This window comes from Corynebacterium variabile (assembly GCF_006539825.1).
Lineage (GTDB): Bacteria > Actinomycetota > Actinomycetes > Mycobacteriales > Mycobacteriaceae > Corynebacterium > Corynebacterium variabile.
Window position 1 is genome coordinate 1 of record NZ_BJNT01000021.1, and the last position, 23,307, is coordinate 23,307.

19 protein-coding genes and 2 tRNA genes are annotated in these 23,307 nt (G+C 66.3%); 16 read left to right on the forward strand and 5 right to left on the reverse strand.

From position 1 onward, the window contains the following. Nucleotides 1–758: 758 nt before the first annotated feature. The 5 genes from dnaN (at nt 759) to CVA01_RS12215 (ending at nt 6,703) form a co-directional block, all read left to right on the forward strand. Nucleotides 759–1,958, forward strand: coding sequence for a DNA polymerase III subunit beta (gene dnaN, locus CVA01_RS12195; RefSeq protein WP_014008542.1), 1,200 nt, complete (start codon nt 759–761; stop codon nt 1,956–1,958). Between the two features lie 13 nt (nt 1,959–1,971). Continuing rightward, entirely contained in the window at nt 1,972–3,147 is a 1,176-nt protein-coding gene (gene recF / locus CVA01_RS12200) for a DNA replication/repair protein RecF (RefSeq protein ID WP_141331072.1), read from the forward strand. Further along, entirely contained in the window at nt 3,140–3,691 is a 552-nt protein-coding gene (locus CVA01_RS12205; RefSeq protein ID WP_141331074.1) for a DciA family protein, read from the forward strand. Before recF ends, CVA01_RS12205 begins: the two co-directional genes overlap by 8 nt. Nucleotides 3,692–3,783: 92 nt before the next feature. Next, nucleotides 3,784–5,829 (forward strand): DNA topoisomerase (ATP-hydrolyzing) subunit B, encoded by a 2,046-nt coding sequence (gyrB, locus tag CVA01_RS12210; protein WP_174775641.1) that lies wholly within the window; start codon nt 3,784–3,786, stop codon nt 5,827–5,829. Next, complete coding sequence (locus CVA01_RS12215; RefSeq protein ID WP_170209782.1) at nt 5,822–6,703, forward strand: alpha/beta fold hydrolase; 882 nt, start codon at nt 5,822–5,824, stop codon at nt 6,701–6,703. Before gyrB ends, CVA01_RS12215 begins: the two co-directional genes overlap by 8 nt. Nucleotides 6,704–6,708: 5 nt before the next feature. Here CVA01_RS12215 and CVA01_RS12220 read toward each other — a convergent pair whose 3' ends face one another. After that, on the reverse strand, nt 6,709–7,902 hold the full coding sequence (locus CVA01_RS12220) for an ROK family transcriptional regulator (RefSeq protein ID WP_141331076.1): 1,194 nt from the start codon (nt 7,900–7,902) through the stop codon (nt 6,709–6,711). Nucleotides 7,903–8,013: 111 nt separating this feature from the next. Between CVA01_RS12220 and CVA01_RS12225 the strand changes: the two genes are divergently transcribed. The 4 genes from CVA01_RS12225 (at nt 8,014) to CVA01_RS12240 (ending at nt 11,964) form a co-directional block, all read left to right on the forward strand. Further along, complete coding sequence (locus CVA01_RS12225; protein ID WP_141331078.1) at nt 8,014–9,195, forward strand: LLM class flavin-dependent oxidoreductase; 1,182 nt, start codon at nt 8,014–8,016, stop codon at nt 9,193–9,195. Continuing rightward, nucleotides 9,192–10,079: an ABC transporter permease gene (locus CVA01_RS12230; RefSeq protein ID WP_373862682.1), complete on the forward strand. Its 888-nt coding sequence runs from the start codon at nt 9,192–9,194 to the stop codon at nt 10,077–10,079. Before CVA01_RS12225 ends, CVA01_RS12230 begins: the two co-directional genes overlap by 4 nt. A gap of 146 nt (nt 10,080–10,225) precedes the next feature. Continuing rightward, nucleotides 10,226–11,164, forward strand: coding sequence for a taurine ABC transporter substrate-binding protein (locus CVA01_RS12235; protein WP_244938294.1), 939 nt, complete (start codon nt 10,226–10,228; stop codon nt 11,162–11,164). Next, on the forward strand, nt 11,161–11,964 hold the full coding sequence (locus CVA01_RS12240; RefSeq protein ID WP_141331082.1) for an ABC transporter ATP-binding protein: 804 nt from the start codon (nt 11,161–11,163) through the stop codon (nt 11,962–11,964). Before CVA01_RS12235 ends, CVA01_RS12240 begins: the two co-directional genes overlap by 4 nt. Here CVA01_RS12240 and CVA01_RS12245 read toward each other — a convergent pair. After that, the gene (locus CVA01_RS12245; RefSeq protein WP_141331084.1) at nt 11,961–13,313 is read right to left on the reverse strand and encodes an HNH endonuclease signature motif containing protein; all 1,353 of its coding nucleotides are present in this window, start codon (nt 13,311–13,313) and stop codon (nt 11,961–11,963) included. The genes CVA01_RS12240 and CVA01_RS12245 overlap by 4 nt on opposite strands. A 207-nt stretch (nt 13,314–13,520) precedes the next feature. Between CVA01_RS12245 and CVA01_RS12250 the strand changes: the two genes are divergently transcribed. After that, on the forward strand, nt 13,521–13,991 hold the full coding sequence (locus tag CVA01_RS12250) for a flavin reductase family protein (protein ID WP_141331086.1): 471 nt from the start codon (nt 13,521–13,523) through the stop codon (nt 13,989–13,991). Nucleotides 13,992–14,002: 11 nt separating this feature from the next. Here CVA01_RS12250 and CVA01_RS12255 read toward each other — a convergent pair whose 3' ends face one another. Next, nucleotides 14,003–14,887, reverse strand: a complete 885-nt coding sequence (locus CVA01_RS12255) for a siderophore-interacting protein (RefSeq protein WP_141331088.1) — start codon at nt 14,885–14,887, stop codon at nt 14,003–14,005. A 115-nt stretch (nt 14,888–15,002) separates the two neighbouring features. On the opposite strand from CVA01_RS12255, the gene gyrA reads away from it, so the two are divergent. The 4 genes from gyrA (at nt 15,003) to CVA01_RS12275 (ending at nt 18,376) form a co-directional block, all read left to right on the forward strand. Continuing rightward, nucleotides 15,003–17,513 (forward strand): DNA gyrase subunit A, encoded by a 2,511-nt coding sequence (gene gyrA, locus CVA01_RS12260; protein WP_141331090.1) that lies wholly within the window; start codon nt 15,003–15,005, stop codon nt 17,511–17,513. 21 nt (nt 17,514–17,534) lie between these two features. Continuing rightward, a complete protein-coding gene (locus tag CVA01_RS12265) occupies nt 17,535–18,122 on the forward strand; it encodes a DUF3566 domain-containing protein (protein WP_244938295.1) in 588 nt (195 codons plus the stop codon). Nucleotides 18,123–18,216: 94 nt separating this feature from the next. Continuing rightward, nucleotides 18,217–18,293, forward strand: a tRNA-Ile gene (locus CVA01_RS12270). A 10-nt stretch (nt 18,294–18,303) separates the two neighbouring features. After that, a tRNA-Ala gene (locus CVA01_RS12275) sits at nt 18,304–18,376 on the forward strand. A 282-nt stretch (nt 18,377–18,658) separates the two neighbouring features. Here the strand turns inward: CVA01_RS12275 and CVA01_RS12280 are convergent. After that, nucleotides 18,659–19,534 (reverse strand): SGNH/GDSL hydrolase family protein, encoded by an 876-nt coding sequence (locus CVA01_RS12280; RefSeq protein ID WP_141331094.1) that lies wholly within the window; start codon nt 19,532–19,534, stop codon nt 18,659–18,661. Nucleotides 19,535–19,924: 390 nt separating this feature from the next. Between CVA01_RS12280 and CVA01_RS12285 the strand changes: the two genes are divergently transcribed. Continuing rightward, a complete protein-coding gene (locus CVA01_RS12285) occupies nt 19,925–21,589 on the forward strand; it encodes an AMP-binding protein (protein WP_141331096.1) in 1,665 nt (554 codons plus the stop codon). Here the strand turns inward: CVA01_RS12285 and CVA01_RS12290 are convergent. Then, entirely contained in the window at nt 21,586–22,257 is a 672-nt protein-coding gene (locus tag CVA01_RS12290) for an ABC transporter ATP-binding protein (protein WP_244938296.1), read from the reverse strand. The genes CVA01_RS12285 and CVA01_RS12290 overlap by 4 nt on opposite strands. A gap of 450 nt (nt 22,258–22,707) precedes the next feature. On the opposite strand from CVA01_RS12290, the gene CVA01_RS12295 reads away from it, so the two are divergent. Then, nucleotides 22,708–23,274: a TetR/AcrR family transcriptional regulator gene (locus tag CVA01_RS12295; RefSeq protein WP_170209783.1), complete on the forward strand. Its 567-nt coding sequence runs from the start codon at nt 22,708–22,710 to the stop codon at nt 23,272–23,274. Nucleotides 23,275–23,307: the final 33 nt, after the last annotated feature.

The following is a 23,307-nucleotide window of genomic DNA, read 5'->3' on the forward strand; positions in this document are numbered from 1 at the left end:
GGGGGGGGGGAGCAGACGACCGGTAGGGGACCGGGCGCCCGCCGGTCGCAGTGGACAACATCGACCGGTATCCACATTCTCCACAGGGTTATCCACACCGATGTAATTACATGAGTGCGATTAGGCCCCGGCCTGCACTGTTCAGACACCCCGGCCACGATCCGGGGCTCCGGCGTCCACTGCCCGTGGATAACTCCACCTCTCCTGTGGACAAATCACAAGAATGTGTTCCCGCAGACCGACCTGACCGGCACCCGAAGACAGGAAACCGCGTTTCCGCAGGTCACAGAGGTGAACTAGATGTGGATAAATCACCGTTTCCCCGTGCACCACCCGGTGGACACGCGGTGTGCACCGGAACCTGCACCGGAGTTATCCACAGTTCCGCGAAGTTATCCACAATACCGGCCACCACCTGCTCCACACGGCCGCAACCACTCCGAACTGCCCGGATTCCCGGTTATCCACAGCGTCCACACCCCCTACTGCTACGACTATCGATCTACATGAAGTTCTTCAAGAGAAAAAGGCGGTGGGGACAAGTCAGCTCGATCGTCCGGGCCCGGACACACCACGGCCCACAACGGAAGGCAGGCACAGGAGAAGAGTGGACGGGCCTCGCGGGGGTCCACCACTGTGGACTACTCTGGGGGCACACAACGGGCCCGTGAACCCGTGCCGGGAGCGCCGGGAGATCCCCGACGGCGCCGGTGTTCGAATGATGTTCGAATGGATGACCTGCAGAAAGGTACGAACGAGTGACCACCGATCAGCTGGGGGACCAGCAGTCCGTCAGCTTCACCGTGGCCAAGGACGACTTCTCCTCGGCACTCGCCTGGGTGGCACGTAGCCTCCCGAGCAAGGCCTCGCAGCCGATCCTGCGTGGTGTGCTCATCGAAGCCACCGAGGACGGGCTCCAGCTCTCCGGCTTCGACCGGGAGGTCTCCACCAAAGTCCGCGTGTCCGCGGATGTCGCCGAGCCCGGTCGGATCCTCGTGGCCGGCCGCCTGGCGTCCAACATCATCGGTGCCCTCCCCGACAAGCCGGTGCGCATCGACTACGACGGCACCAAGGTGCTCGTCAACTGCGGCAGCTCCCACTTCGAACTGCCGGCGATGACCATCGACGACTACCCGGTCCTCCCGGAGTTCCCCGCGACCGCCGGTTCCCTGGACCCGAACCTCTTCGCGGAGGTCATCAGCCAGGTCGCCGTCGCCGCCGGCCGGGACGACACCCTGCCGATGCTCACCGGTATCCGTATGGAGATCGACGGTGAGCATGTCGTTCTCGCCGCCACCGACCGCTTCCGCCTCGCGGTGCGCACCGTCGACTGGGCCCCCGCCCGTGCCGACATCTCCGCCGAGCTGCTCATCCCGGCCCGCACCCTGGCAGACACGGCCCGCTCGTTGGACTCCAACGGTGAGCCGGTCGAGATCGCCCTCGACACGGACGCCGCGTCCGGCGGTAGCCGTCTGCTCGGTATCGCCACCGACGACCGACGGTCCACGACCAGGCTCATCGACGCGGACTTCCCGAAGTTCCGTCCGCTGCTGCCGAAGCAGAACACCGCCCTGGCCACCGTGGAGATCACCCCGCTGCTCGACGCGATCCGCCGTGTCTCCCTGGTCACCGAAGGTAATTCCCAGATCCGGATGGCCTTCGAGGAAGGTGGGCTGACCATCTCCGGCGGTGGCAGCGACATCGGCGTCGCTGAGGAGCAGCTGCCCTGCGCCTTCGTCGGCGAGCCCCTGGTCATCGCCTTCAACCCCGGCTACCTCAAGGACGGCCTCGGCGCGATCCACACCGACCGGGTCGTCTTCGGTTTCACCCAGCCGTCCCGCCCGGCGATCCTGTTCCCCGAGCCCGAGGATCTGCCCGAGGCAGGCCCGGACGGTGCCTTCCCGACCCCGGAGACCCCGTTCACCTACCTGCTGATGCCGGTCCGCCTCCCGGGCTAGGTCCGTCACCTGCATGTATCTGCGTTCCCTGCACCTCGGCGACTTCCGGTCGTGGGCGTCCCTCGACCTGGAACTCACCCCCGGCGTCACCGTCTTCGCCGGCCCGAACGGCAACGGGAAGACGAATATCGTCGAGGCGGTGGGCTACCTCGCCCACCTCAGCTCACACCGGGTCAGCGGGGACGCAGCCCTCGTCCGCGAGGGTTGTGATTCCGCCCGTGTCTCGGCCACCGCCGTGAACCACGGTCGTGAACTCACCGCACACCTGGTCATCAACGCCCGTGGTTCGAACAAGGCCGCGGTGAACCGGACCTCCCTGCGTAACCAGCGTGGTCTCGCCGGCATTGTCCGGACCACCATGTTCGCCCCGGAGGACCTCGCCCTGGTCCGCGGTGAACCGGAACAGCGTCGGCACTTCCTCGACCAGGTCGTCGCCGCGCGCTACCCGCGACTCGCCGGCGTCCGGGCCGACTACGACAAGGTTCTCCGGCAGCGCAATGCCCTGCTGAAGTCTGCGTCGTCCCCGGTGGCGGTGGCCGACACCCTCGACGTGTGGGACGCCCAGCTCGCCCACCTCGGCGGCGAGATCATGTCGGCACGGGTGCAGGTCGTGCACGATCTCGCGCCACATGTCGAGGAGTCCTACGCCCGACTCGCCCCCGGCTCGCGGCCCGCGCTGATCAGCTACACCTCCACGGTGGACGCCGAGCTCGCCGACGTCGGCGTCGACCCCGGCGGCACCTACCTGGTCGACCCGGATGTCGCCGAGGCGGTGCTGCTCTCCCGTCTCGCCCAGCGACGCAACGCCGAGGTCGAACGAGGAACCACACTCACCGGTCCGCACCGTGACGACCTGCAGCTGATCCTCGGTACCCAGCCGGCCAAGGGATTCGCCAGCCACGGCGAGTCCTGGTCCTTCGCGCTGACGCTGCGCCTGGCGTCCCACCGGATGCAACGCGCCGACGGCACCGAGCCGCTGGTGATCCTCGACGACGTCTTCGCCGAACTCGACCGGGCCCGCCGCCGTGCGCTCGTCGATCTGGCGGGGGAGGCTGAACAGGTGCTCATCACCGCCGCCGTCGACGAAGACATCCCCGCCGATCTCCGCGAGATCGCGCAGGTCCATGCGGTGCGCGCCCACATGACCGATGACGGACGCGTCTCAGAGCTGGACCCCGCCGATGACTGACCCCCACGATCCCGTCGCCGCCCAGTGGGAGAAGCTGCGTGGTCTGTCCGGGCCGGCGAAGAAGACCGGCGACGACCTCTCGGCGTCCCCCGTCCCGCTGCGCCAGCCGTTCAACCCGCGGCGTCGCGGGGCGAAGCCGAAACGCATGAAGACCCGCTACGACGGGCGGATGGACCGTAGTTACAGGGATCCCGGTCGGTTCGGTGACCTGGTGCAACGTGAGGTCCGGCGCAACGGGTGGAACCGGAACTTCGCGGTCGGCACGATCCGGGGCAACTGGGCGGGCATCGTCGGAGAGGATGTCGCCCGCCACACCAGGGTCGTCATGTACAAGGAGAAGGAGCGCCAGCTCCACATCGAATGCGACTCCACCGCCTGGGCCACAAACCTGCGCCTGATGCAGACCTTCATCCTGCAGACCATCGCGAAGAAGATCGGCGGCGACGTGGTTGCTGAGCTGCGCATCTACGGTCCGCGTCCGCCCAACTGGCGGAAGGGCCGGTACCACGTCAAGGGCCGCGGCCCGCGGGACACCTACGGATAGCGCCTGCTTACACCAGGGCGCCTCACCGGGTAGGATGGGGTGGTTCGACCTGTACCTATCAAGGAGTGGAAAAGGCTGTGGCTGAGGCTGAGATGAACGCTGGACCGGAATCCCACCACGGGTCCGGGGATTACGGTGCAGACCAGATCACCATCCTGGAAGGCCTCGAGGCAGTCCGGAAGCGCCCGGGCATGTACATCGGCTCCACCAGTGAGCGCGGTCTCCACCACCTCATCTGGGAGGTCGTGGACAACTCCGTCGATGAGGCGATGGCCGGTTTCGCCGACCATGTCGAGGTGACCCTCAAGGACGACGGTTCCGTCCAGGTCTCCGACAACGGCCGTGGCATCCCGGTGGAGATGCACCCGACGGGGCGTCCGACCGTCCAGGTCGTCATGACCGAGCTGCACGCCGGCGGTAAGTTCGACTCCCAGGCCTACGCGGTCTCCGGTGGTCTGCACGGTGTCGGTATCTCCGTGGTCAACGCCCTGTCGACCCGCGTCGAGACCGAGATCAGGCGTGACGGCTACCTCTGGCACCAGGTCTTCGACCACTCCATCCCCGAGGAACTGGAGCAGGTCAAGAAGGCCCGCGGATCCGGCACCACCCAGCGGTTCTGGGCGGACCCCGAGATCTTCGAGACCACGACCTACAACTTCGACACGGTCTCCCGCCGCCTCCAGGAGATGGCCTTCCTCAACAAGGGCCTGACCATCACGCTCACCGATGAGCGTAGGCAGGTCATCGAGCAGGTCGAGGACCTGGAGGACGCCGCCGCCGACGAGGCTGCCGCCCCGAAGACCGCGGACGAAGAGGCCGAGGAGCAGAAGAAGGACGCACCGAAGGTACGCACCAAGGTCTTCCACTACCCGGACGGCCTGAAGGACTACGTTGACCACCTCAACAAGTCGAAGACCCCGGTTCACCCCACCGTCATCGACCTGGAGGTCAAGGGTGACGACCACGAGGTCGAGATCGCCCTGCAGTGGAACTCCGGTTACTCGCAGTCGGTCCACACCTTCGCCAACACCATCAACACGGTCGAGGGCGGTACTCACGAGGAGGGTTTCCGCGCTGCGCTGACCTCCCTGATGAACCGCTACGCCCGCGACCACAAGATGCTCAAGGACAAGGAGCCGAACCTCACCGGTGACGACTGCCGTGAGGGCCTCGCCGCGGTGATCTCCGTGCGTGTCGGTGACCCGCAGTTCGAGGGCCAGACGAAGACCAAGCTCGGTAACTCCGAGATCAAGGGCTTCGTCCAGAAGGCCACCAACGAGCACGTCGCCGACTGGTTCGACGCCAACCCGGCCGAGGCGAAGGCGATCGTCAACAAGGCCGTCTCCTCTGCCCAGGCCCGCGTCGCCGCCCGTAAGGCCCGTGACCTGGTGCGACGCAAGTCCGCCACGGATCTCGGCGGCCTGCCCGGCAAGCTCGCCGACTGCCGTTCCAAGGATCCGGTGAAGTCCGAGATCTACATCGTGGAGGGCGACTCGGCCGGCGGTTCCGCCAAGTCCGGCCGTGACTCGATGTTCCAGGCGATCCTCCCGCTGCGCGGCAAGATCCTCAACGTGGAGAAGGCCCGCCTCGACAAGGTCCTGAAGAACGCCGAGGTCCAGGCGATCATCACCGCCCTGGGTACCGGTATCCACGACGAGTTCGACATCAACAAGCTCCGCTACCACAAGATCGTCCTCATGGCGGACGCCGACGTCGACGGCCAGCACATCGCGACCCTGCTGCTGACCCTGCTCTACCGCTTCATGCGTCCGCTCATCGAGGAGGGCCACGTCTACCTCGCGATGCCGCCGCTGTACAAGCTCAAGTGGGGCAAGGGCGAGCCGGGCTTCGCCTTCTCCGACGCCGAGCGTGACGCGCAGCTGGCCGAGGGCCTCGCCGCCGGCCGGAAGATCAACAAGGACGACGGCATCCAGCGCTACAAGGGCCTCGGCGAGATGAATGCCAAGGAGCTGTGGGAGACCACCATGGACCCGCAGGACCGCATCCTCAAGAAGGTCACCCTGGAGGACGCCGCGGACGCCGACGAGACCTTCGCCGTCCTCATGGGCGACGATGTGGTCGCCCGCCGCAGCTTCATCACCCGCAACGCCAAGGACGTCCGGTTCCTCGATGTCTGATGTGACGACGGTCCCGGCCAGCAGCATCCTGGTGGCCATGCCCGACGGCTCCGCCTCCCGTGTCCCGGTCTTCCCGGGGAGTGGCGCCACCCGGCCGCTGATCATGATCTGGCCCGGTTTCGGCGTCGGCGCATACTACTACCGTCCGATCGCCGAGGAGCTCTCGCGACGCGGTTTCCCGGTCGGTATCGGTGAGCTGCGTGGCCAGGGATCCAGTACCGCCGTGGCGTCCCTGACCGACCGGTGGGGCTACCACGACCTGGCGTCCGAGGACTATCCCCGCACCATCCGTGCGGTGAAGTCGCGTCTCGACCTCGCCGAGGACCACCCGGTCATCCTGCTCACCCACTCGATGGGTGGCCAGATCGGTTCACTGCTTCTGGCGCGTCCGGAGGCCCGTGAGCTGGGGCTCATCGGGCTGATGGGGGTCGGCACCGGCTCACCGTTCGCCCGCGCCTTCCCGAATCCGGAACGACGCCGCCTGCGAATCGGCGGCCTGATGATGGGCACTGTCGGACGCATCCTCGGGTACTGGCCCGGCGGTCCGCTCGATGTCTCCGGGTACGGACGTCAGTCCGGCGTCCAGCTGAAGGAATGGGCGCGGTTCGGTCGCACGAACTCCCTTGACCGGTTGCGCGGCCGAGACCTGGACTACATGGAGGCGCTGCAGGCCGTGCGGGTGCCGGTCCTGTTGACCCGGTACAGCAACGACGACTACTGCACCGTCGATTCCTGCCGTGCCCTGGCGAATCTCATGCCGAAGGCATATCCGCTCGTCGAGGAACTGCCCGGCACCCTGGGCCACAACCGCTGGGCCCGTGAACCGCAGGACATCTCCGACCGGCTCGAGGCCTTCGTCGAGCGGATCAGCTGAGCGGCTCAGCCCAGCGGATCCGTCCACAGCCGGTGCAGGGCCGTCACCGCGGCCGCCCGGGACAGGATCCCGTCGCCGGCCCGTTGGATGCTCAACCCCCGTCGTGGAGCACTGCGCTGCAGTCCACCGGCGATGATCTTCACGGCGTCCGGATCGGCGGTGAACGCGTCACCGGCGAAGACCACGGTCGCCGGGTCCACGACCTCCACCGCCAGCGTGATGATGTGTCCCAGCAGTTCGGCACGCTCGTCGAGCAGCGCCCGGGCCACCGCATTGGAGGACGCCAGTGCGACCAGTTCGGGGATGGACGACACACCCAGACCCTTGCGCCGTGCCGCGTCGAGCACGGCCGTGGTGCCCAGCGGATGCCCGGTTCCACCCCGTGAACTGCGGAAGGATCCGGACTCGGCGATGGTGGTGAAGGCGGTGGGGGAGGTCCCCGTGAACGGCTGGTGGACGGCGTCCCCGACGATCCAGGAGTGGGCGACCAGCTCCCGGGCGTAGACGTAGAGGGAGGAGCGCCCTCCGGGAATGTCGTTGTCGGCGCTCCGCAGGGGAGTGCTGGTCAGCTCGGCCCCGGCCATGGCACCGACACCTGTCGCCAGTGAGACCGGGATCCCGGTGTCCGCGCGTCCGAGAATGCCGGCGACATCCACGTCGTTCCACCCGTAGGCCTGCGAGGAGACGCGGCCGGCAGCATCCACCGGGGAGGAGAACGCGACACCGAGACTTACCGGGTCGGGGAGATCGCGTCCGAGGCTGGTGAGACCGTGACTGACCGCTTCCAGTGCGTCCTCGGGGGAGAGGTCGGCGAGCGGGAGCTTGAGGGTGCGGGAACGCAACGGCCGTCCGGAACCGTCGACGGCGACCAGTTGAGTACTGCGCAGGCCGACGTGTGCACCGAGGGCGGTGTGGTGGCGCCCTGCGGGCAGCAGTGTGGTGCCGGGACGGCCGACGGTGGTGGCCGAGGACTGGGAGGAGGACGCCTGCTCCACGAGTCCGGCATCGATCAGTGCTGCGACATGTCTGGTCACCGTGGGTTGTGAAAGCCCCAGATCCTCATGGAGCCGGGTGCGGGTGATCCCCGGTGTGGTCCTGATCTGGTGCAGGACCCGGGCAGGGCCGGTGACCGGCGTGGCGAAGTGGGCGGTGCCGGGTGTGGTTTCTGTTGCGGGGGCGTCAGCGACAGTGAGGGTCATGGGAGCCACCTTAGGTCACTCCGAATGAAAAGAACAGACTGCTCTGTCTGTTCCGATCACCGGGAATGGATCGGTGGGTTCAGTGCAGACCGACTGGTCTACTCGATGGCTATGACTCTTCCAACACCCTCCGATGTGACCCTCCACTGGTTCCTCCCCACCAACGGCGACTCCCGCGGAATCGTCGGAGGTGGGCACGGTGCCGACGCCCAGCTCGGCGACCGGTTCCCTGACCTGCGCTCTCTCACCCAGCTGGCCCAGGCTGCGGAGTACAACGGCTTCGAGTCTGTCCTCACCCCCACCGGTCGCTGGTGCCAGGACTCCTGGCTCGCCACCGCGGCCCTGCTCGGCGCGACCGAGCGTCTGAAGTTCCTTGTCGCCTACCGTCCCAGCCTTGTTCCTGCCACACTCCTCGCCCAGCAGGCACAGACCTACCAGGAGCTCTCCGGAAACCGGTTGCTGCTCAACGTCGTCGTCGGTGGTGAGGACGCCGAACAGCGTGCCTACGGTGACTACTCCACCAAGGAGCAGCGCTACGGTGCCGCTGACGAGTCGCTCGACCTGGTTCACCGGCTGTGGACGGAGTCTGACCCGGTGGACGTCCACGGTGACCACATCTCTGTCGACGGGGCTTCTCTGGCGCGGCGTCCCTCTGTTGTTCCGCCGGTCTTCTTCGGCGGATCCTCGCCGGACGGCATCGAGACCGCCGCGAAGCGTGCCGACGTCTACCTCACCTGGGGTGAGCACCCCGATGACGTCGCTGCGAAGCTGGAGACCGTCTCTGCCCGCGCCGCAGCCTACGGCAGGACGCTCGACTACGGCATCCGCCTCCATGTCATCTCCCGCGACACCGAGGAAGAGGCCTGGGCCGTCGCACAGAAGATCTACGACTCCATCGACCCCGACGATGTGGCCCGGGCCCAGGCAGGGCTCAAGACCTCCCAGTCGGTCGGGCAGCACCGGATGTCGGAGATCCACGGCCGTGGCGAGGGATTCGTCCCCGGCGGGGACGCCCGGGCGCTCGAATTCTCTCCGGTACTGTGGTCCGGCATCGGACTGCTCCGTGGCGGAGCGGGCACTGCGCTCGTCGGTTCCCACGATCAGGTTGCCGCGACCATCGATGCGTTCCGTCAGTCCGGCATCCGACACTTCATCCTTTCGGGCTATCCGCATCTGGAGGAGAGCTTCCAGGTGGGGGAGGGGACCGTTCCCGCACTCCAGCGACGAGGCGTCACAGTGACGAATCAAGAGGCACCCGTGGGTACCGCGGATTCAGTGCGGAATTCGGCATGAGTACGACCATCCGCGCCGATGCAACGGCGACAAAGACCACGACGCCACCCGTCGCTGTGAAGAGTGGGGGAGTGGGGTGGGGACGCCTGACTCATATCGGGCGCCATCTCGGCGTCCTCGCGGGAGTCATTGCCGTCTGGTGGGCGGTCGCCCGTTGGGCAGGACTGGATCCTGTCGTTCTTCCTGGACCGGGTGAGGTCGCCGACAAACTCGTCTCCACCAATCTCTGTGAGGCGCCGTCGGCGTCAAGCAACCGTCAGGAGTGCGGCGTCCAGGGGTACTTCCTCTGGCAGCATCTGCTTGCGACGATCGAGCGCATCTCTGTCGGCTTCGGCGCCGGCACTGTCGTCGGCATTCTCGTCGGGTGGGGGCTGGGTAGCAGCGCTGCCGTCCGGTCGATCGTCGAGCCCTACCTGTCCTTCCTCCGTGCCCTTCCTCCGCTGGGCTACATCGGTCTGCTCATCGTCTGGTTCGGTATCGGCGACCAGTCGAAGGTGGTTCTGCTCTTCCTCGCGTCCTTCCCGACCGTGGCTGTCGCGACACTGTCCGGTGTGACCGGAGTCCGTCGGGACTGGGTTCTGGCGACGCAGTCCCTCGGCGCGAACCGACGACAGGTCTTCCGGACCGTGCTACTTCCCGGTGCTCTCCCGGACATCATCAACGGCATCCGGCTGGCCTCCGGCCTGTGCTGGTCCGCCATTGTCGCGGCCGAGATGAACGACGGAATCCCTGGCATCGGCGGGCTCGCCTATATCTCGGGAACCCAGTTGGACACCGCCCTGGCGATCGCCTGCATCATCGTGATCGGTGTCGCCGCCCTGCTCCTCGATCAGCTGCTGCTGTGGGTGGAGCGTACCTATGCACCCTGGAGGACGAAGCAGTGATTCAGTCACGCACACGGTTTCACGTGAAACCACGGCGCTTTCTTCCCGTCGTCGGCATCCTCGCTGCGACCGGGCTCGGGACCACGGCCTGCGTCGGACCACCGGCCAATGATTGGGTCAACAGCTCTGAGGACATCGAGTGTCCGGTGACGCCGTCAGAAGCGGACGGCCGCATCCGTATCGGCTATCTCGGGGGACCCGCGGCCGATCTCTACACCCAGGATCAGCAACTCGCGGAGGCATGCCTGCCGAACGCAGAAGTCTCCTGGACCCGGTTCCCGACCGGGCAGGACATCGTCCAGGGCTTCGCCGCGGACTCCGTGGACATTGCCGCACTCGGATCGACGCCGACTACGAAGGCGCTCAGTGCACCGCTGGATCTGGGAGTGTCAGTTGTCTCCGTGAACTCCGTGATCGGGGAGACGGAGGCTCTGGTCGCCAAGGACGCCGACTCCATCAAGGATCTCAAGGGCTCCCGCATTGCTGTGCCGTTCTCCTCGACTTCCCACTACAGCCTTCTCAACGCACTCATCGACGCCGGCCTGGACCCGACGCGCGACGTGGAGATCGTCAACGTCTCCCCGGACAAGCTCCCGGCGGCGTGGAAGTCCGATCAGATCGACGCCGCCTACGTCTGGGATCCGACTCTGCAGCAACTCAAGGACGGCACCGGTGGATCCACGCCGGGGCAGGTCCTCACCGACTCGGCCCAGGAGGCGGAGGCGGGCCATCCGACCTACAACGTCACCCTGGCATCCAATCCCTGGATTGATCAGCACAGTGAGATTCTCGATACCTTCCTGTCGCTGGAGGCGTGGGTGGTCGACCACGCGGACGAGGATCCGGAGGAGTTCGGGCGGGTGAACGCCGGCGCCTCCGGCATGGATGAGAGCTCGGCGTCCCGGCAGATTGAGGGCCAGAAGTTCATCCACGGTTCCGAGGAGTCCCGCTATCTCGCGGAACTCGCCGAGGAGATTCATGCGACGGCTGAGTTCCTCGTGGAACAGGGAGAGATCCCGTCGGCCAAGAACGTGCAGGATTATGAGGCGGCCACTCAGCCGGAGCTCTGGAAGGACCACCAGTGATCACGATCGAGAATCTCAGCCAGGTCTACGAGACCACGTCCGCCGGCCGAGTCGAAGCATTGCGGGGAGTGGAGCTGGAGGTCCCGGAAGCGGAGATCGTCTGCCTGGTGGGACCGTCCGGGTGCGGTAAGTCAACACTCCTGCGGATCCTGGCCGGGTTCCTCGAGGCGTCCGACGGAACGATCCGGGTCGACGGACGACGGGTGCACGGTGCCGATCCCGAGAGGGGAGTGGTCTTCCAGCAACCCACACTGTTGCCGTGGTACTCGGTGCGTGACAATGTCCGTCTGGCCCACAGGTACTCCGGGAATGAGTCGCAGAAGGTGGCCGCGGACGAACTTATCGAGTTGGTGGGTCTTGCCGATGCCGCCGACCGGTTGCCCCATGAGCTTTCAGGAGGCATGCAGCAACGCACCCAGATCGCCAGGGTGCTCGCGGCCGGTCCCCGGTATGTCTTCATGGATGAGCCGTTCGGTGCGCTCGATCCGTTCACCCGGGAGCAGCTTCAGGCGGAACTCCTCCGGGTGTGGGCACGCTCGCGTCCGACGATCGTCTTTGTCACGCACAGTGTCGAGGAGGCTCTTCTTCTCGGCCACCGGGTTGTGGTGATGGCGGCCGGACCCGGGCGTGTGATCGAGGAGGTGCGCGTCCCGGATCATCTCCGGATCCCGGTCGGGGAGGGGGAGGTTTCACGTGAAACACTCCAGACGCGACTCCGCGATCTCACGGCGGAACCCGGGTTCGTTGCACTGCGACATGAGGTGACGGCGGCGATCAACGCCGCGCATGCGGTGATCTAGAACGGCACCTCCTCATGCCGTGCAGCGTCGAGAGCCTCAGCGAACTCATCGAGGCGCTCCAGTCTGAGACGGTTGTGTTCACGGAGAGTCGCCCGTCTCCGGTCTGACCGAATCCGGTGGGTGGACCTCGCGTACTTCGCCAGCGGGCCATGCGGTTCGGTCATGTAGATGTGTCCGTCATCGACACTGCTCCAGATCTCGGTGCCCTCGCCGGACAGGGTGACGTCGAACCATCCCATGGTCTTCATGATGTGGTGCCTGCGACACAGACAGTGGAGGTTCTCCGTTGATGTCGGACCGCCGGTATTGTCCGTGAGGAAGCGCTTCACATGGTCCAGGTCGCAGTCGAGTGCCGGAACATCACACCCGGGAAATCGACAGGTGCCGTCCCGACCGCGGACGAACGCCGTCATCGCCTCCGTCGGGGTATAGCTCTCCGTCGCACCATGGCCGATGACCCGCAGGGCACTGATCCGCTCCATGGAGTCTTCAGTGGCTACAGCGTCCAGCCAGGTGCCGTTCTCTGTGGCGGCGACGGGGGAGTCCGGGTCGCGGAAGAGGTTGAGAGTGACAGAGACGTCAGTCGTTCCGCGGGCGAGGTGCATCAGCCCGTCGGCACGGGAGCACGTGAGCTTCCGGCAGACGGCGTCGAGAATGGTCGTGAATTCCTCGGCCTCCGCATCCGTGAGGACAGCGGTAAGTGTGGTGACGGGTGAGTCGGGGAGGCTCTGTGAGTACACCCGGCGTTGCTCGGCCGGGCGCCCATCAGCAGGTCGGGTGGACGCCTGTTCGCCCTCGTCCAGGGGGCGGCCGAGAGGATCGCACTCGGCGATGATCTTCTGGACCTTGTTGTGCAGTGCCCGGACTCCGGGGAGGGCCTCACCGTTGCGACGCGGGACGAGTGCCCAGAACAGGCTCTTCTGGACGGCAGGGAGATGCGCGTCATCCACCCCCTCCAGGGCGCGGGTCAACATTGTCAGGTGTTCGAGACTGAAGGCGCCGTGGGCGAGCCGGGAGGCCACCGCGTAGAAGCGGGTGAGCATGAACCCGATATCGCAGTAGGTGGAGATGCGGTGTCGGGGAATGCCCGTACGCGCGGTGAGTGTGGATAGGTGTCGTTCGAGGTCCGTATCCGGGTCGGGGTGGCAGGCGCGCGCCAACGCGAGGTGGTTGAGGTTGAGCTCCCGGGTGGACGCGGCGAGTGGATCCTCGGCTACCTCGACAGCCCACAGCGGTGCGCCGCGTCCCCGTCTGTATCCGGCGAAGACGTTGACCGGGAGTGTGGCCACCTCGAACCGGGGTGGTGGTGGATCAGGGACAGTCGGTGGTGGCGCCTGTGGTGTGGTCATGGTGTCAGGGTAGGAGGCGGACGGACGGCGAACTGCCGGCTCGTTAATTAATGGAACATCCATTCTATGCAGTGAGAGGAGAGGGGCGGGAGACTGCCACTGCAGACCGCTTGGTCTACCTTATTTTCATGGTGTCACCTGCGAGAACATGAGAAGTAGACCGATCGGTACTTGCATTTGTCCAGACCGAGTGGTCTACTTGTCGTCATGACCACAGCACTGACGGCGGCCGCAGCCGTCACGAACACAGGAAATGTCGCCGACCAGGCCCGACTTCCGCTGGCCGTCCTGGCCGCGGAGGTCAACGGTCGGATGATGTGTGTGGTCATCGACTCGTTCTTCGATGAGAGCCTGGCCCCCGGACTCGTCTCCGTCAGCATCCCCGCCGACGACCCGGCCTGGCAGGAACTCCGCTCCGCGCCGGTGCTCGGCATCTCGGTGCTCAACCCTCTCCAGACCCTCGCTGCCGGCCGCTTCACCCGTGACCACCTGGCGACATCCCTCCATCCGGACCACAGTGGGGCAGGCGTCGTCGACGGTGCCTCGGTGCACCTCACCACCCGGCTCTACCAGGAGTTCGACGCCGGAAGCCACACCGTCGCCCTGCTCCACGTGAGCCAGCGGACCACCGGAGTGATCACGGACGCCGAGCGTCCGTACCTCTACCTCGCCGCCTGAGCCTCCCGCGCCTAACTCTCCAGCGCGGCGGCCTCAGCCGCCTCGATCTCCTCGGTGAACTCGCGCTTGGAGGCCTGCCACTCGTCCTCGACCATGCCGAGCCGCCAGTAGCCGGAGATCGAGACATCCTCCTTGGGGAGACCGTGGTCCACGAAGAGATGACTACGCATGTCGCGGATCATCTCGGCCACACCGTGGACGAACCACGACGCACGCCCCTCACCAGCCACACCGGATTCCACGACCGCGCGGACGAGCTCCGTGCCGTGCACGGTCCCGTGCCGAAGGACCCGGTGCAGGGTGACCTCCGCGGCGGCCTCCGGTGCCTCCAGCCCGTGGTCGGCGTCCTCCTCCTCGAGGAAGACCTCGGCGGTCGCACCTGCCGGGAGCGCCTCCAGGGCCGCGAAGATCGCGGGCGCTGCAGCTTCGTCGCCGGCGAACACGAAGCGGTCGACGTCGGGGGAGGGGCGCCAGGCGCCACCCGGGCCGGCGAAGCCGATGACCCCACCCGGCTGGACCGACGCGGCCCACGGGCCGGCGAGGCCGGTGTCACCGTGGACGACGAAGTCGATGTCGAGGGTGTTCGCCGCCGCGTCCCACGAACGCAGTGTGTAGGTGCGCATCACCGGCCACTCCTCGCGCGGGTACACGTCCCGCATTGTGGCGGGGTCGAGGTCGGCGTCATTCCAGGACCAGGACGCCCCGACAGGCGGAAAGAGCAGCTTCACGTAATGGTCGGTGTACTCCAGCCCCATGTCCGCGACCGACACGGACGGAGTGAGGGTCAGGCGGACCATCCCACCGGGGATGACGCTGGTCGCGGTCACTGTGGCGGTCTTCGGCACCGGGGGTCGGCGGCGGGCGGGTCGGTCGGATGTCTGTGTCGCGTCACTCATGCAGGCCAGCCTAACCGCGAAACCCGGCAGAGGTGGGGTGAGTCCCCGAAAATATATCCCCTGACATGCTAGAATGGTCGGGTCATATCCAGGCAGCCAGAAGGGATCGCACTACGTGAGCGACGACACCAACGGCGGCGGCGAGACGCTGTTCGACCGCATCACCCCCATCGACCTCACCGAGGAGATGCGGAACAGCTACATCGACTACGCCATGAGCGTGATCGTGGGTCGGGCCCTCCCCGAGGTCCGCGACGGCATGAAGCCGGTCCACCGGCGCGTCATCTACGCGATGTACGACAACGGCTTCCGCCACGACCGTGGCTACGTGAAGTCGGCCCGCCCGGTCGCCGAGACCATGGGCCACTACCACCCGCACGGCGACACGGCCATCTACGACACCCTGTGCCGTATGGCGCAGCCGTGGTCGATGCGGTACCCGCTCGTCGACGGACAGGGGAACTTCGGTTCCCGCGGCAACGACGGCCCCGCCGCCATGCGTTACACCGAGTGCCGGCTCACCCCGCTGGCCCTCGAAATGGTCCGCGATATCCGCGAGAACACCGTCAACTTCTCCCCGAACTACGACGGCAAGTCCCAGGAGCCGGACGTTCTCCCGTCACGCGTCCCGAACCTGCTGATGAACGGTTCCAGCGGTATCGCCGTCGGTATGGCGACGAACATCCCGCCGCACAACCTCAACGAGCTCGCCGAGGCCATCTTCTGGCTCCTGGAGAACCCGGAGTCGGACGAGCAGACCGCGCTCGAGGCCTGCATGCAGCGCGTGAAGGGCCCGGATTTCCCGACCGCCGGTCTCATCGTCGGCGACCAGGGCATCAAGGACGCCTACACCACCGGCCGTGGCTCGATCCGCATGCGCGGCAAGTCCACGATCGAGGAGGAGGGCAGCCGCCAGATTATCGTCATCACCGAGCTGCCCTACATGGTCAACCCGGACAACCTGGTCAGCTCCATCGCCGAGCAGGTCCGCGACGGCAAGATCGCCGGCATCGCCAAGATCGACGACGAGTCCTCCGACCGTGTCGGTATGCGCATCGTCGTCACGCTCAAGCGGGACGCCGTGCCGCGCGTCGTGCTGAACAACCTCTACAAGCACTCGCAGCTGCAGACCAGCTTCGGTGCGAACATGCTCTCCATCGTCGATTCCGTGCCGCGCACCCTGCGACTCGACCAGATGCTGCGCCTCTACGTGAAGCACCAGATCGAGGTCATCGTGCGGCGGACCCAGTTCCGCCTCGACGAGGCCGAGAAGCGTGCCCACATCCTGCGAGGACTGGTCAAGGCCCTCGATGCCCTCGACGAGGTCATCGCCCTGATCCGCCGGTCCGCGACCGTCGACATCGCCCGCGAGGGCCTCAAGGACCTCCTCGACATCGACGACATCCAGGCGGACGCCATCCTCGCGATGCAGCTGCGTCGTCTGGCCGCCCTGGAGCGTCAGAAGATCATCGACGAACTCGCCGAGATAGAAAAGACCATCGCGGACCTCAAGGCGATCCTGGCGTCCCCCGAGCGTCAGCGTGCCATCGTGCGCGACGAGCTCACCGAGATCGTCGAGAAGTTCGGCGATGAGCGCCGTACCGAGATCGTCGGTGCCACCGGTGACGTGTCCGAGGAGGACCTCATCGCCCGGGAGAACGTGGTCGTCACGATCACCTCGACCGGCTACGCGAAGCGCACGAAGGTGGACAACTACCGTTCGCAGCGTCGTGGCGGCAAGGGCGTCCGTGGTGCGGAACTGAAGCAGGACGATATCGTGCGTCACTTCTTCGTCTGCTCCACGCACGACATCATCATGTTCCTCACCAACTACGGCCGCGTGTACCGGCTCAAGGCGTACGAGCTGCCCGAGGCGTCCCGCACCGCCCGTGGCCAGCACGTCGCCAACCTGCTGGAGTTCCAGCCGGGGGAGCAGATCGCGGAGATCATCCAGATCCAGTCCTTCGAGGACGCCCCGTACCTGGTCCTGGCGACCCAGCAGGGACGCGTGAAGAAGTCGCGACTGACCGACTACGACACCGCCCGGTCCGGTGGCCTCATCGCCATCAACCTCAACGAGGGCGACAAGCTCATCGGTGCGCAGCTGTGCACCGGGGACGATGACCTGCTCCTCGTCTCCGAGGAGGGCCAGGCACTGCGGTTCACCGCCGACGACGACACACTGCGTCCGATGGGCCGTGCGACCGCCGGTGTGAAGGGTATGCGGTTCCGTGGCGAGGACCAGCTGCTGGCTCTCACCGTGGTCCACGATGACTCCTGCCTGCTCGTCGCCACCTCAGGCGGTTACGGCAAGCGCACCCCGATGGAGGAGTACCCGGTCAAGGGCCGCGGCACCATGGGTGTCGTCACCTTCAAGTACGACCCCAAGCGCGGCAAGCTCATCGGTGCGGTCACCGTCACCGAGGACGACGAGATCTTCGCCGTCACCAGTGCCGGCGGCATCATCCGTACCGAGGTCGGCCAGATCCGCAAGACCTCCCGAGCCACCATGGGCGTGCGCCTGGTCGATCTGGCCAAGGGCGTCGAACTGCTCGCCATCGACCGCAATGTCGAGGACGAGGGCGAAGAGTCCGCCCAGCAGGTCGCCGAGCACGAGGACCAGTAGGACCCGATGGGAGAGGACGCCGTGAGCGACGAGACCGTGCACGACGGGAGCAGCGCAGTCGGGGAGGGGCCGGCCCTGGTCCGGACCGCGCTTGCCGCGGTCGATCCCCGCAGTGCCGCAAGAATCGGTGTGGCCGTGGGGGTGTGCCTCTTCGTCGCGTGGATGGTCGCTGCGGTGCTCGTCTACATCATCCTCGGTGCCACCGGTGTGTGGGACCGGGTGAACAGCCTCGCCGGGGATCTGCTCGGTGCCGACGGCGTCAGTGCAGGCATGTACTTCGGTGTCGCTGCGCTCGTGGGCGTCCTGGAGGTCATCGTCGCGACGCTGTTCATTCCGCTGGGCGCGATGCTCTACAACGCCGTGGCGGGCTATGTGGGCGGCCTGCGGGTCACTCTCGGAGCCGGAGCGGTCGTGGAGACAGGCGAGGCGTCCGAGGACGCTGCTGAGGGCGCAGAGGGCGCTGTGGCGGACGCTCAGGAGGGCGCTGAGCCGGATGCTGGGACAGAGACCGATGCAGACGCGGTGACCACTGAGGTGGCCGCGGAAGCACCCTCTGCGGGCGGAGCAGCAGCGGCTGGCTGGGGCAGTGGCGCACATCGCGAGGAATGACACTGCATCATCGCCCGAAAGCATGGAAAAACACAGCGTGACCTGCCGGTTTGTGTGTTTCGGGAGAGTGTCGGTATAGTTTCCACTCGTTCGAGGGCCTATAGCTCAGGTGGTTAGAGCGCGTCACTGATAATGACGAGGTCGCAGGTTCAAATCCTGCTAGGCCCACCAACGGACTTTTGGGGCTGTAGCTCAATTGGTAGAGCATCTGCTTTGCAAGCAGAAGGTCAGGGGTTCGATTCCCCTCAGCTCCACAAGTAAGCACCCAGGGCGTCTTCCGGAAACGGGAGGCGCCCTTCTGCTGTGCCGGGATTTCCGGGGTCACCGCCCCTGTGCGGCTACCGGCGGCCGGTGAGCTCGCGCAGCAACATGTTCTGCTCTTCCTGGAGCCTCACCAGTTGGCGAGCTCTTCCCGGGGGCTTCTTCGTGTTGTTGAGGATGTTGTTGCCGTTGCCCGTGAACCGGGGGAGGTGACATACCGGAACACCCCGGGTGCTCCGTATCGGAGCTCCCGGGGTGTCGGTGTGCAGCGGCTGCTACGCGCGGCCGGCGAAGGCGCCGAGGACGCGGTGGCCTTCATCCGTCATGTGCAGCGGCAGGTTGCGGCGGGCGGAGGTGGTGTCGATGATGCCGGTGATGTACCGGTTGTTCGAGCACATCTCGTGGCCGTTGCTCGGACCCTTGAGGGAGACGAAGCGTCCGCCACCCTCGGCGGCGCCGTTCTGACCGGCACGCTCCATGGCCCACTCGACGTCGGAGATGTTGATGCCGAAGGTCGGGACCTGGACACCCGGGATGAGGTTGATGGCACAGACCTCACCGGCGGCGTTGGTGATGTGCGGCATGCCGAGGACCTTGACGTCGACGGCGCCTGCGTCCTTCGCGGCACGCACGGCCTTCGCGATCGCGTTCTTGAGGTTGTTCTCGATCTCCGGGACCGGCATGTGGTCGTTGAGAATGTAGGGGTAGGTGTCGTTGGCACCGGCGAGCAGGTAGACGGTCGCACCGGCGACATCACCGTTGCGGGCTGCCTGGTTCACCTGGTCGATGACGTGCGCGCCACCGGTGCGGTAGGACGCGCCGGCGCACGTGTAGTTCTGGACGTTCTGGCCGGAGCCGCTGGCGATGGCGTCACGGAACCGGTTGTCGGTGCCGCAGCCGGTGCGGGACAGAACCGGGTCCGGCAGCGGGACGCCCTTTCCGGCGAGGTAGTTGTAGATGTCCGGGTTGGCGACCAGGGAGTCGCCGGCCAGGACGGCGCGGCCACCGTCGGCCTCGGCTGCAGGGGCACCGTTACCGGTGACGGCGACCGCACCGGCGGCGATACCTGCGACAGCGAGCACTGCGGTCGCAGCGGTGGCGATGCGGTTACGCAGCCGGTGGCCGGAGGTCATGGTGTGGCGTGAGCTCATGGAGTCGAGCGTCCTCTCGTTGTGTCTGTCGTCGGCGATACGTCATGAAGACGCCGACGGCGCGCGGATTCACGGTGGTCCAACGCACAGGTCGTCAGGAACGTTACACATTCGTGACCAATAGTGCGAGCCTCCGTTTCACACTAATACCTTTGGCCCCACAAGCACCATAGGTCACGTTAAACTACGGGACTGTAATTTCGGGTGTGAGCAGCGAGGGTGGGGGTGGCGGGCAGTGAGGACACCCGTTAGCGTCTCTGTCCGGTAACGTTTGACGACCGAAGAACGCTGTTATCTCACGGGGGCTACCTGCTCCCGTTATAGTGATGGCCCTCATGGTGTCGACGGACACCCGCGTACGACCACCCCGACTGGAAGGCTCCTTTCCCCGTGATCAACCTGTTCGACAGCTCTGAACGTCAGCAGTTCCTTAGCGACACCCGCGGACTCCTGCGAGGTGGCAAGGCCGTTCTGGGCACCGGTCTACTCAAGGGAGGGACGCCGGGGGAGCACCTCGCCTCGGCCCGGAATCTCGCGCGCTACGGCGCGTCCATGACCGGCCTGCTCGAGGCCGGCACCGCCCGCTTCCCGGAGCGCATCGCCCTCGTCGACGACGAGGGTGAACTGACTTACCGCCAGCTGCGCACCCAGGCACGTCTGACCGCGCACGTCCTGGCCAGCCGGGGTATCACCGAGAAGAGCCGGGTCGGCATCCTCGCCCGCAACGGCCGCGGTTTCATGGTCCCGCTGTCTGCTAAGGGCTACCTCGGTTACACGGTCTTCCTGCTCAACGTCGGCGCCAGCAAGCAGCAGCTCCATGACATCGCCGTGGAGCACAATCTCGACATGATCTTCGCGGACTCCGAGTTCGACGAGAAGCTCCCGACCGACGTCGAGGGTCTGACCCTCGTCCACGCGTGGGCCGGCCCGGACCACCGCACCGACATCGACTTCCCGACGATCCAGGACCTGTGGGCTGCCCCCGGCGACCAGGATGACTCGCTGCCGAAGAAGGTCAACCAGGGCGGCGTCGTCCTCATGTCCTCCGGCACCTCCGGGACCCCGAAGGCCGTCAACCACAGTGAGCCGATGCTGCCGTTCGGTGTCATCGGCCCGCCGCTGGAGGCCTTCCCCGTCACCGCGGGCTGCACCTTGCAGATGACCGCGTCCATGTTCCACGTCCTGGGCTGGGGTGTGTCCGTCATCGCCCTGATGGCCGGCTGCCGGATCGTCACCCAGCGTGTCTTCGACCCTGAGAAGGTGCTGCAGCAGGTCGACGAGTACAAGTGCGACGGCATCATCAGTTCCGCTGTCTTCCTCAAGGACCAGCTGGCCGTCGATGTCGCGAACCCGGGCAAGTACGACCACTCCTCGGTGAAGTTCATCATGAACGCCGGCAACGCCATGAGCGAGGACCTTGTCCTCGGCCTGGAGGAGCAGTACGGCTACATCCTCGGTTCCGGTTACGGGTCCACCGAGGGGCTGCTCGTCGCCTTCGCCGGTCCGGAGGACCTCAAGGCGGACCCGAACACCGCCGGGTACCCGGTCTGGAACGGTCGCCTCGAGGTGCTCGGCGAGGACGGTAAGCCGGTGGCGCCGGGCGAAGTGGGCATCATCCACGCCCGCAACGTCATGTCGATGGAGGGCTACCTCGGCAACCGCGACGCGGCGGAGGAGACCGACGGCATGCTCAACCTCGGTGACAAGGGCGTCATCGACCCGGAGTCCGGGCGTCTGCGCGTGCTCGGCCGCGACAACGACATGATCATCGTCGGCGGGGAGAACATCTGGCCGAGCTCGGTCTCCGACCTCATCTGCAAGATGGACGGTGTGGATGACGCATACTGCGTCGGCGTCGAAGATGAGAAGACCTTCCAGCGCGTGAAGGCCTACGTGGTCCTCGACGGCACCACCGAGGTCTCCGGGGACGACGTGCGCTCGCACATCGAGCACAACCTCATCGTTCCCGCGATCCCGCGTGACGTGGTCCTGCAGACCGAGGCGCTGCCGCGCAACGCCATCGGCAAGGTCGTCAAGCGCGACCTGGTCGGTTAGGACGCTGCTTTCCGGTCCTTGAGTGTGGCCAGGCCGACGAAGCCCAGGCCGATGAGGACCCAGACGATGAGGGTGACCACGGAATGCGTGGCACCTGCGCCGTCGAAGAAGCCGACGGAGCGGGCGGCGTTGCCGGCCGCACCGATCGGCAGGTACTGACCAATCATGCCCCAGGGGGAGGGGAGCCACTGCGAGCCGGTGGCGATGCCGGACAAGGGGTTGGAGACGAACAGCGTCAGCACTGCTCCGTGCCCCAGTCCGGCGTAGCCGATGAGGGACTCCAGTCCGAGGACGAACATCGATGTGCCACCGATACCCAGGGCCAGGATGAGGGAGAGTTCCCAAGTAGTTCGCGTCGAAGGTACCGAAGCCGAACTGGAGGATCGCGCCGACGAGGAAGCCTGCATGACGGAGAAGGACAGGGACCCGATGACGCGGAGGCTGTAGCGCTTCTTCATGGTGAGGGACAGGAGCGCGGCGGAGATCATGCCGCCGAAGGCGAGGGGGAGGGCCAGGACGCTGAGTCCGGAGGCGTTGGGGTCATCTTCGGTGGTGGGGGCGACCTCGTCACAGGTGACAGTCATACCCTGGTCCTCCAGACCGGATCCGAGATTGGTGAGCAGTGTCTTGTAGGACTGTCCGGCACCGGCGGCGGTGTAGATGGTCACACCGTCGGTGTCGACGGCGATGCCGCCGACCTCGTCCCGGTCGAGGACGGCGTTACAGGCGTCCTCCGGGGAAGCGTAGGTGGTGGTGTCGAAGGCGCCGGGCTGTTTCTCGTCGAGGGCGGAGGTGATCTGGCTGACGGCCGCCTCCGGGCCGGCGACAAGATCGGGAGGTCCTTCGCACCGGAGTTGTAGCTGGGGGTGAGGAAGGCGAGGAGCATCAGGCAGATGACCGCGGAGAGGGCGAGAACAATGCCGATGAGTTTGCCCCAGGGGGTTGCGGAGTCTGCCGGGGACTCTGTGGTCTGTGGTTCGGTGCTCGGTGTGGTCACGAGGTTCTCCTGTCGGACTGGAAACGGAACAACCTGTTCCGGTAGCTTGGAACGGAGCACAGTGTTCCGTTTCTTGCGATGCAAGCGAAATGCTGTGACAACACCGGAGGAAGGACGGCAGATGCGCGCAGATGTGCGGCAGAATCGGGCGGCGTTGGTGGACGCTGCGTGGCGGCTCGTGGCGGACAAGGGGCCCGGGGTATCGATGAGGTCTGTGGCTGCGGAGGCAGGGGTGGGGATCGCGACCCTCTACCGTCATTTCCCGACCCGTGACGACCTGATCACCGGCGTGGTCACGGAGATGGTGGACCGGGTGCTCGCGGTGATCGGCGCGCACGCCGACGAGTGGGGGACCGTGCAGGGTGCCGAACAGGCCTGGCATGCCGTCTCCCACGGGATCGCCGACCTGGGGCTCGGCGATGTGGCGCTGGGAACCATCGCTGTGGTCCCGGTGGACGGCAAGGTCTGGCGGGAGACGGCGGGGCTCCGGTCACGTCTGGATGCCGCCTACCGACAGTTGCTGCAGACTGCGGCGTCCTACGGACTGGTGTCGGAGGAACTGACGGTCCGGCAGTACCACCTGGGGCTCGGTGCCCTGTCCCGACCGCTGCCGACGCGGGCGGAGAAGTTCGCCGCGGGGCAGTCGGACTGGTTGGTGGAAGTCTTTCTGCGCGGGCTGCGACCGTAGTCCTGCGCGTGGCATTCTGCATCTGTTTCACGT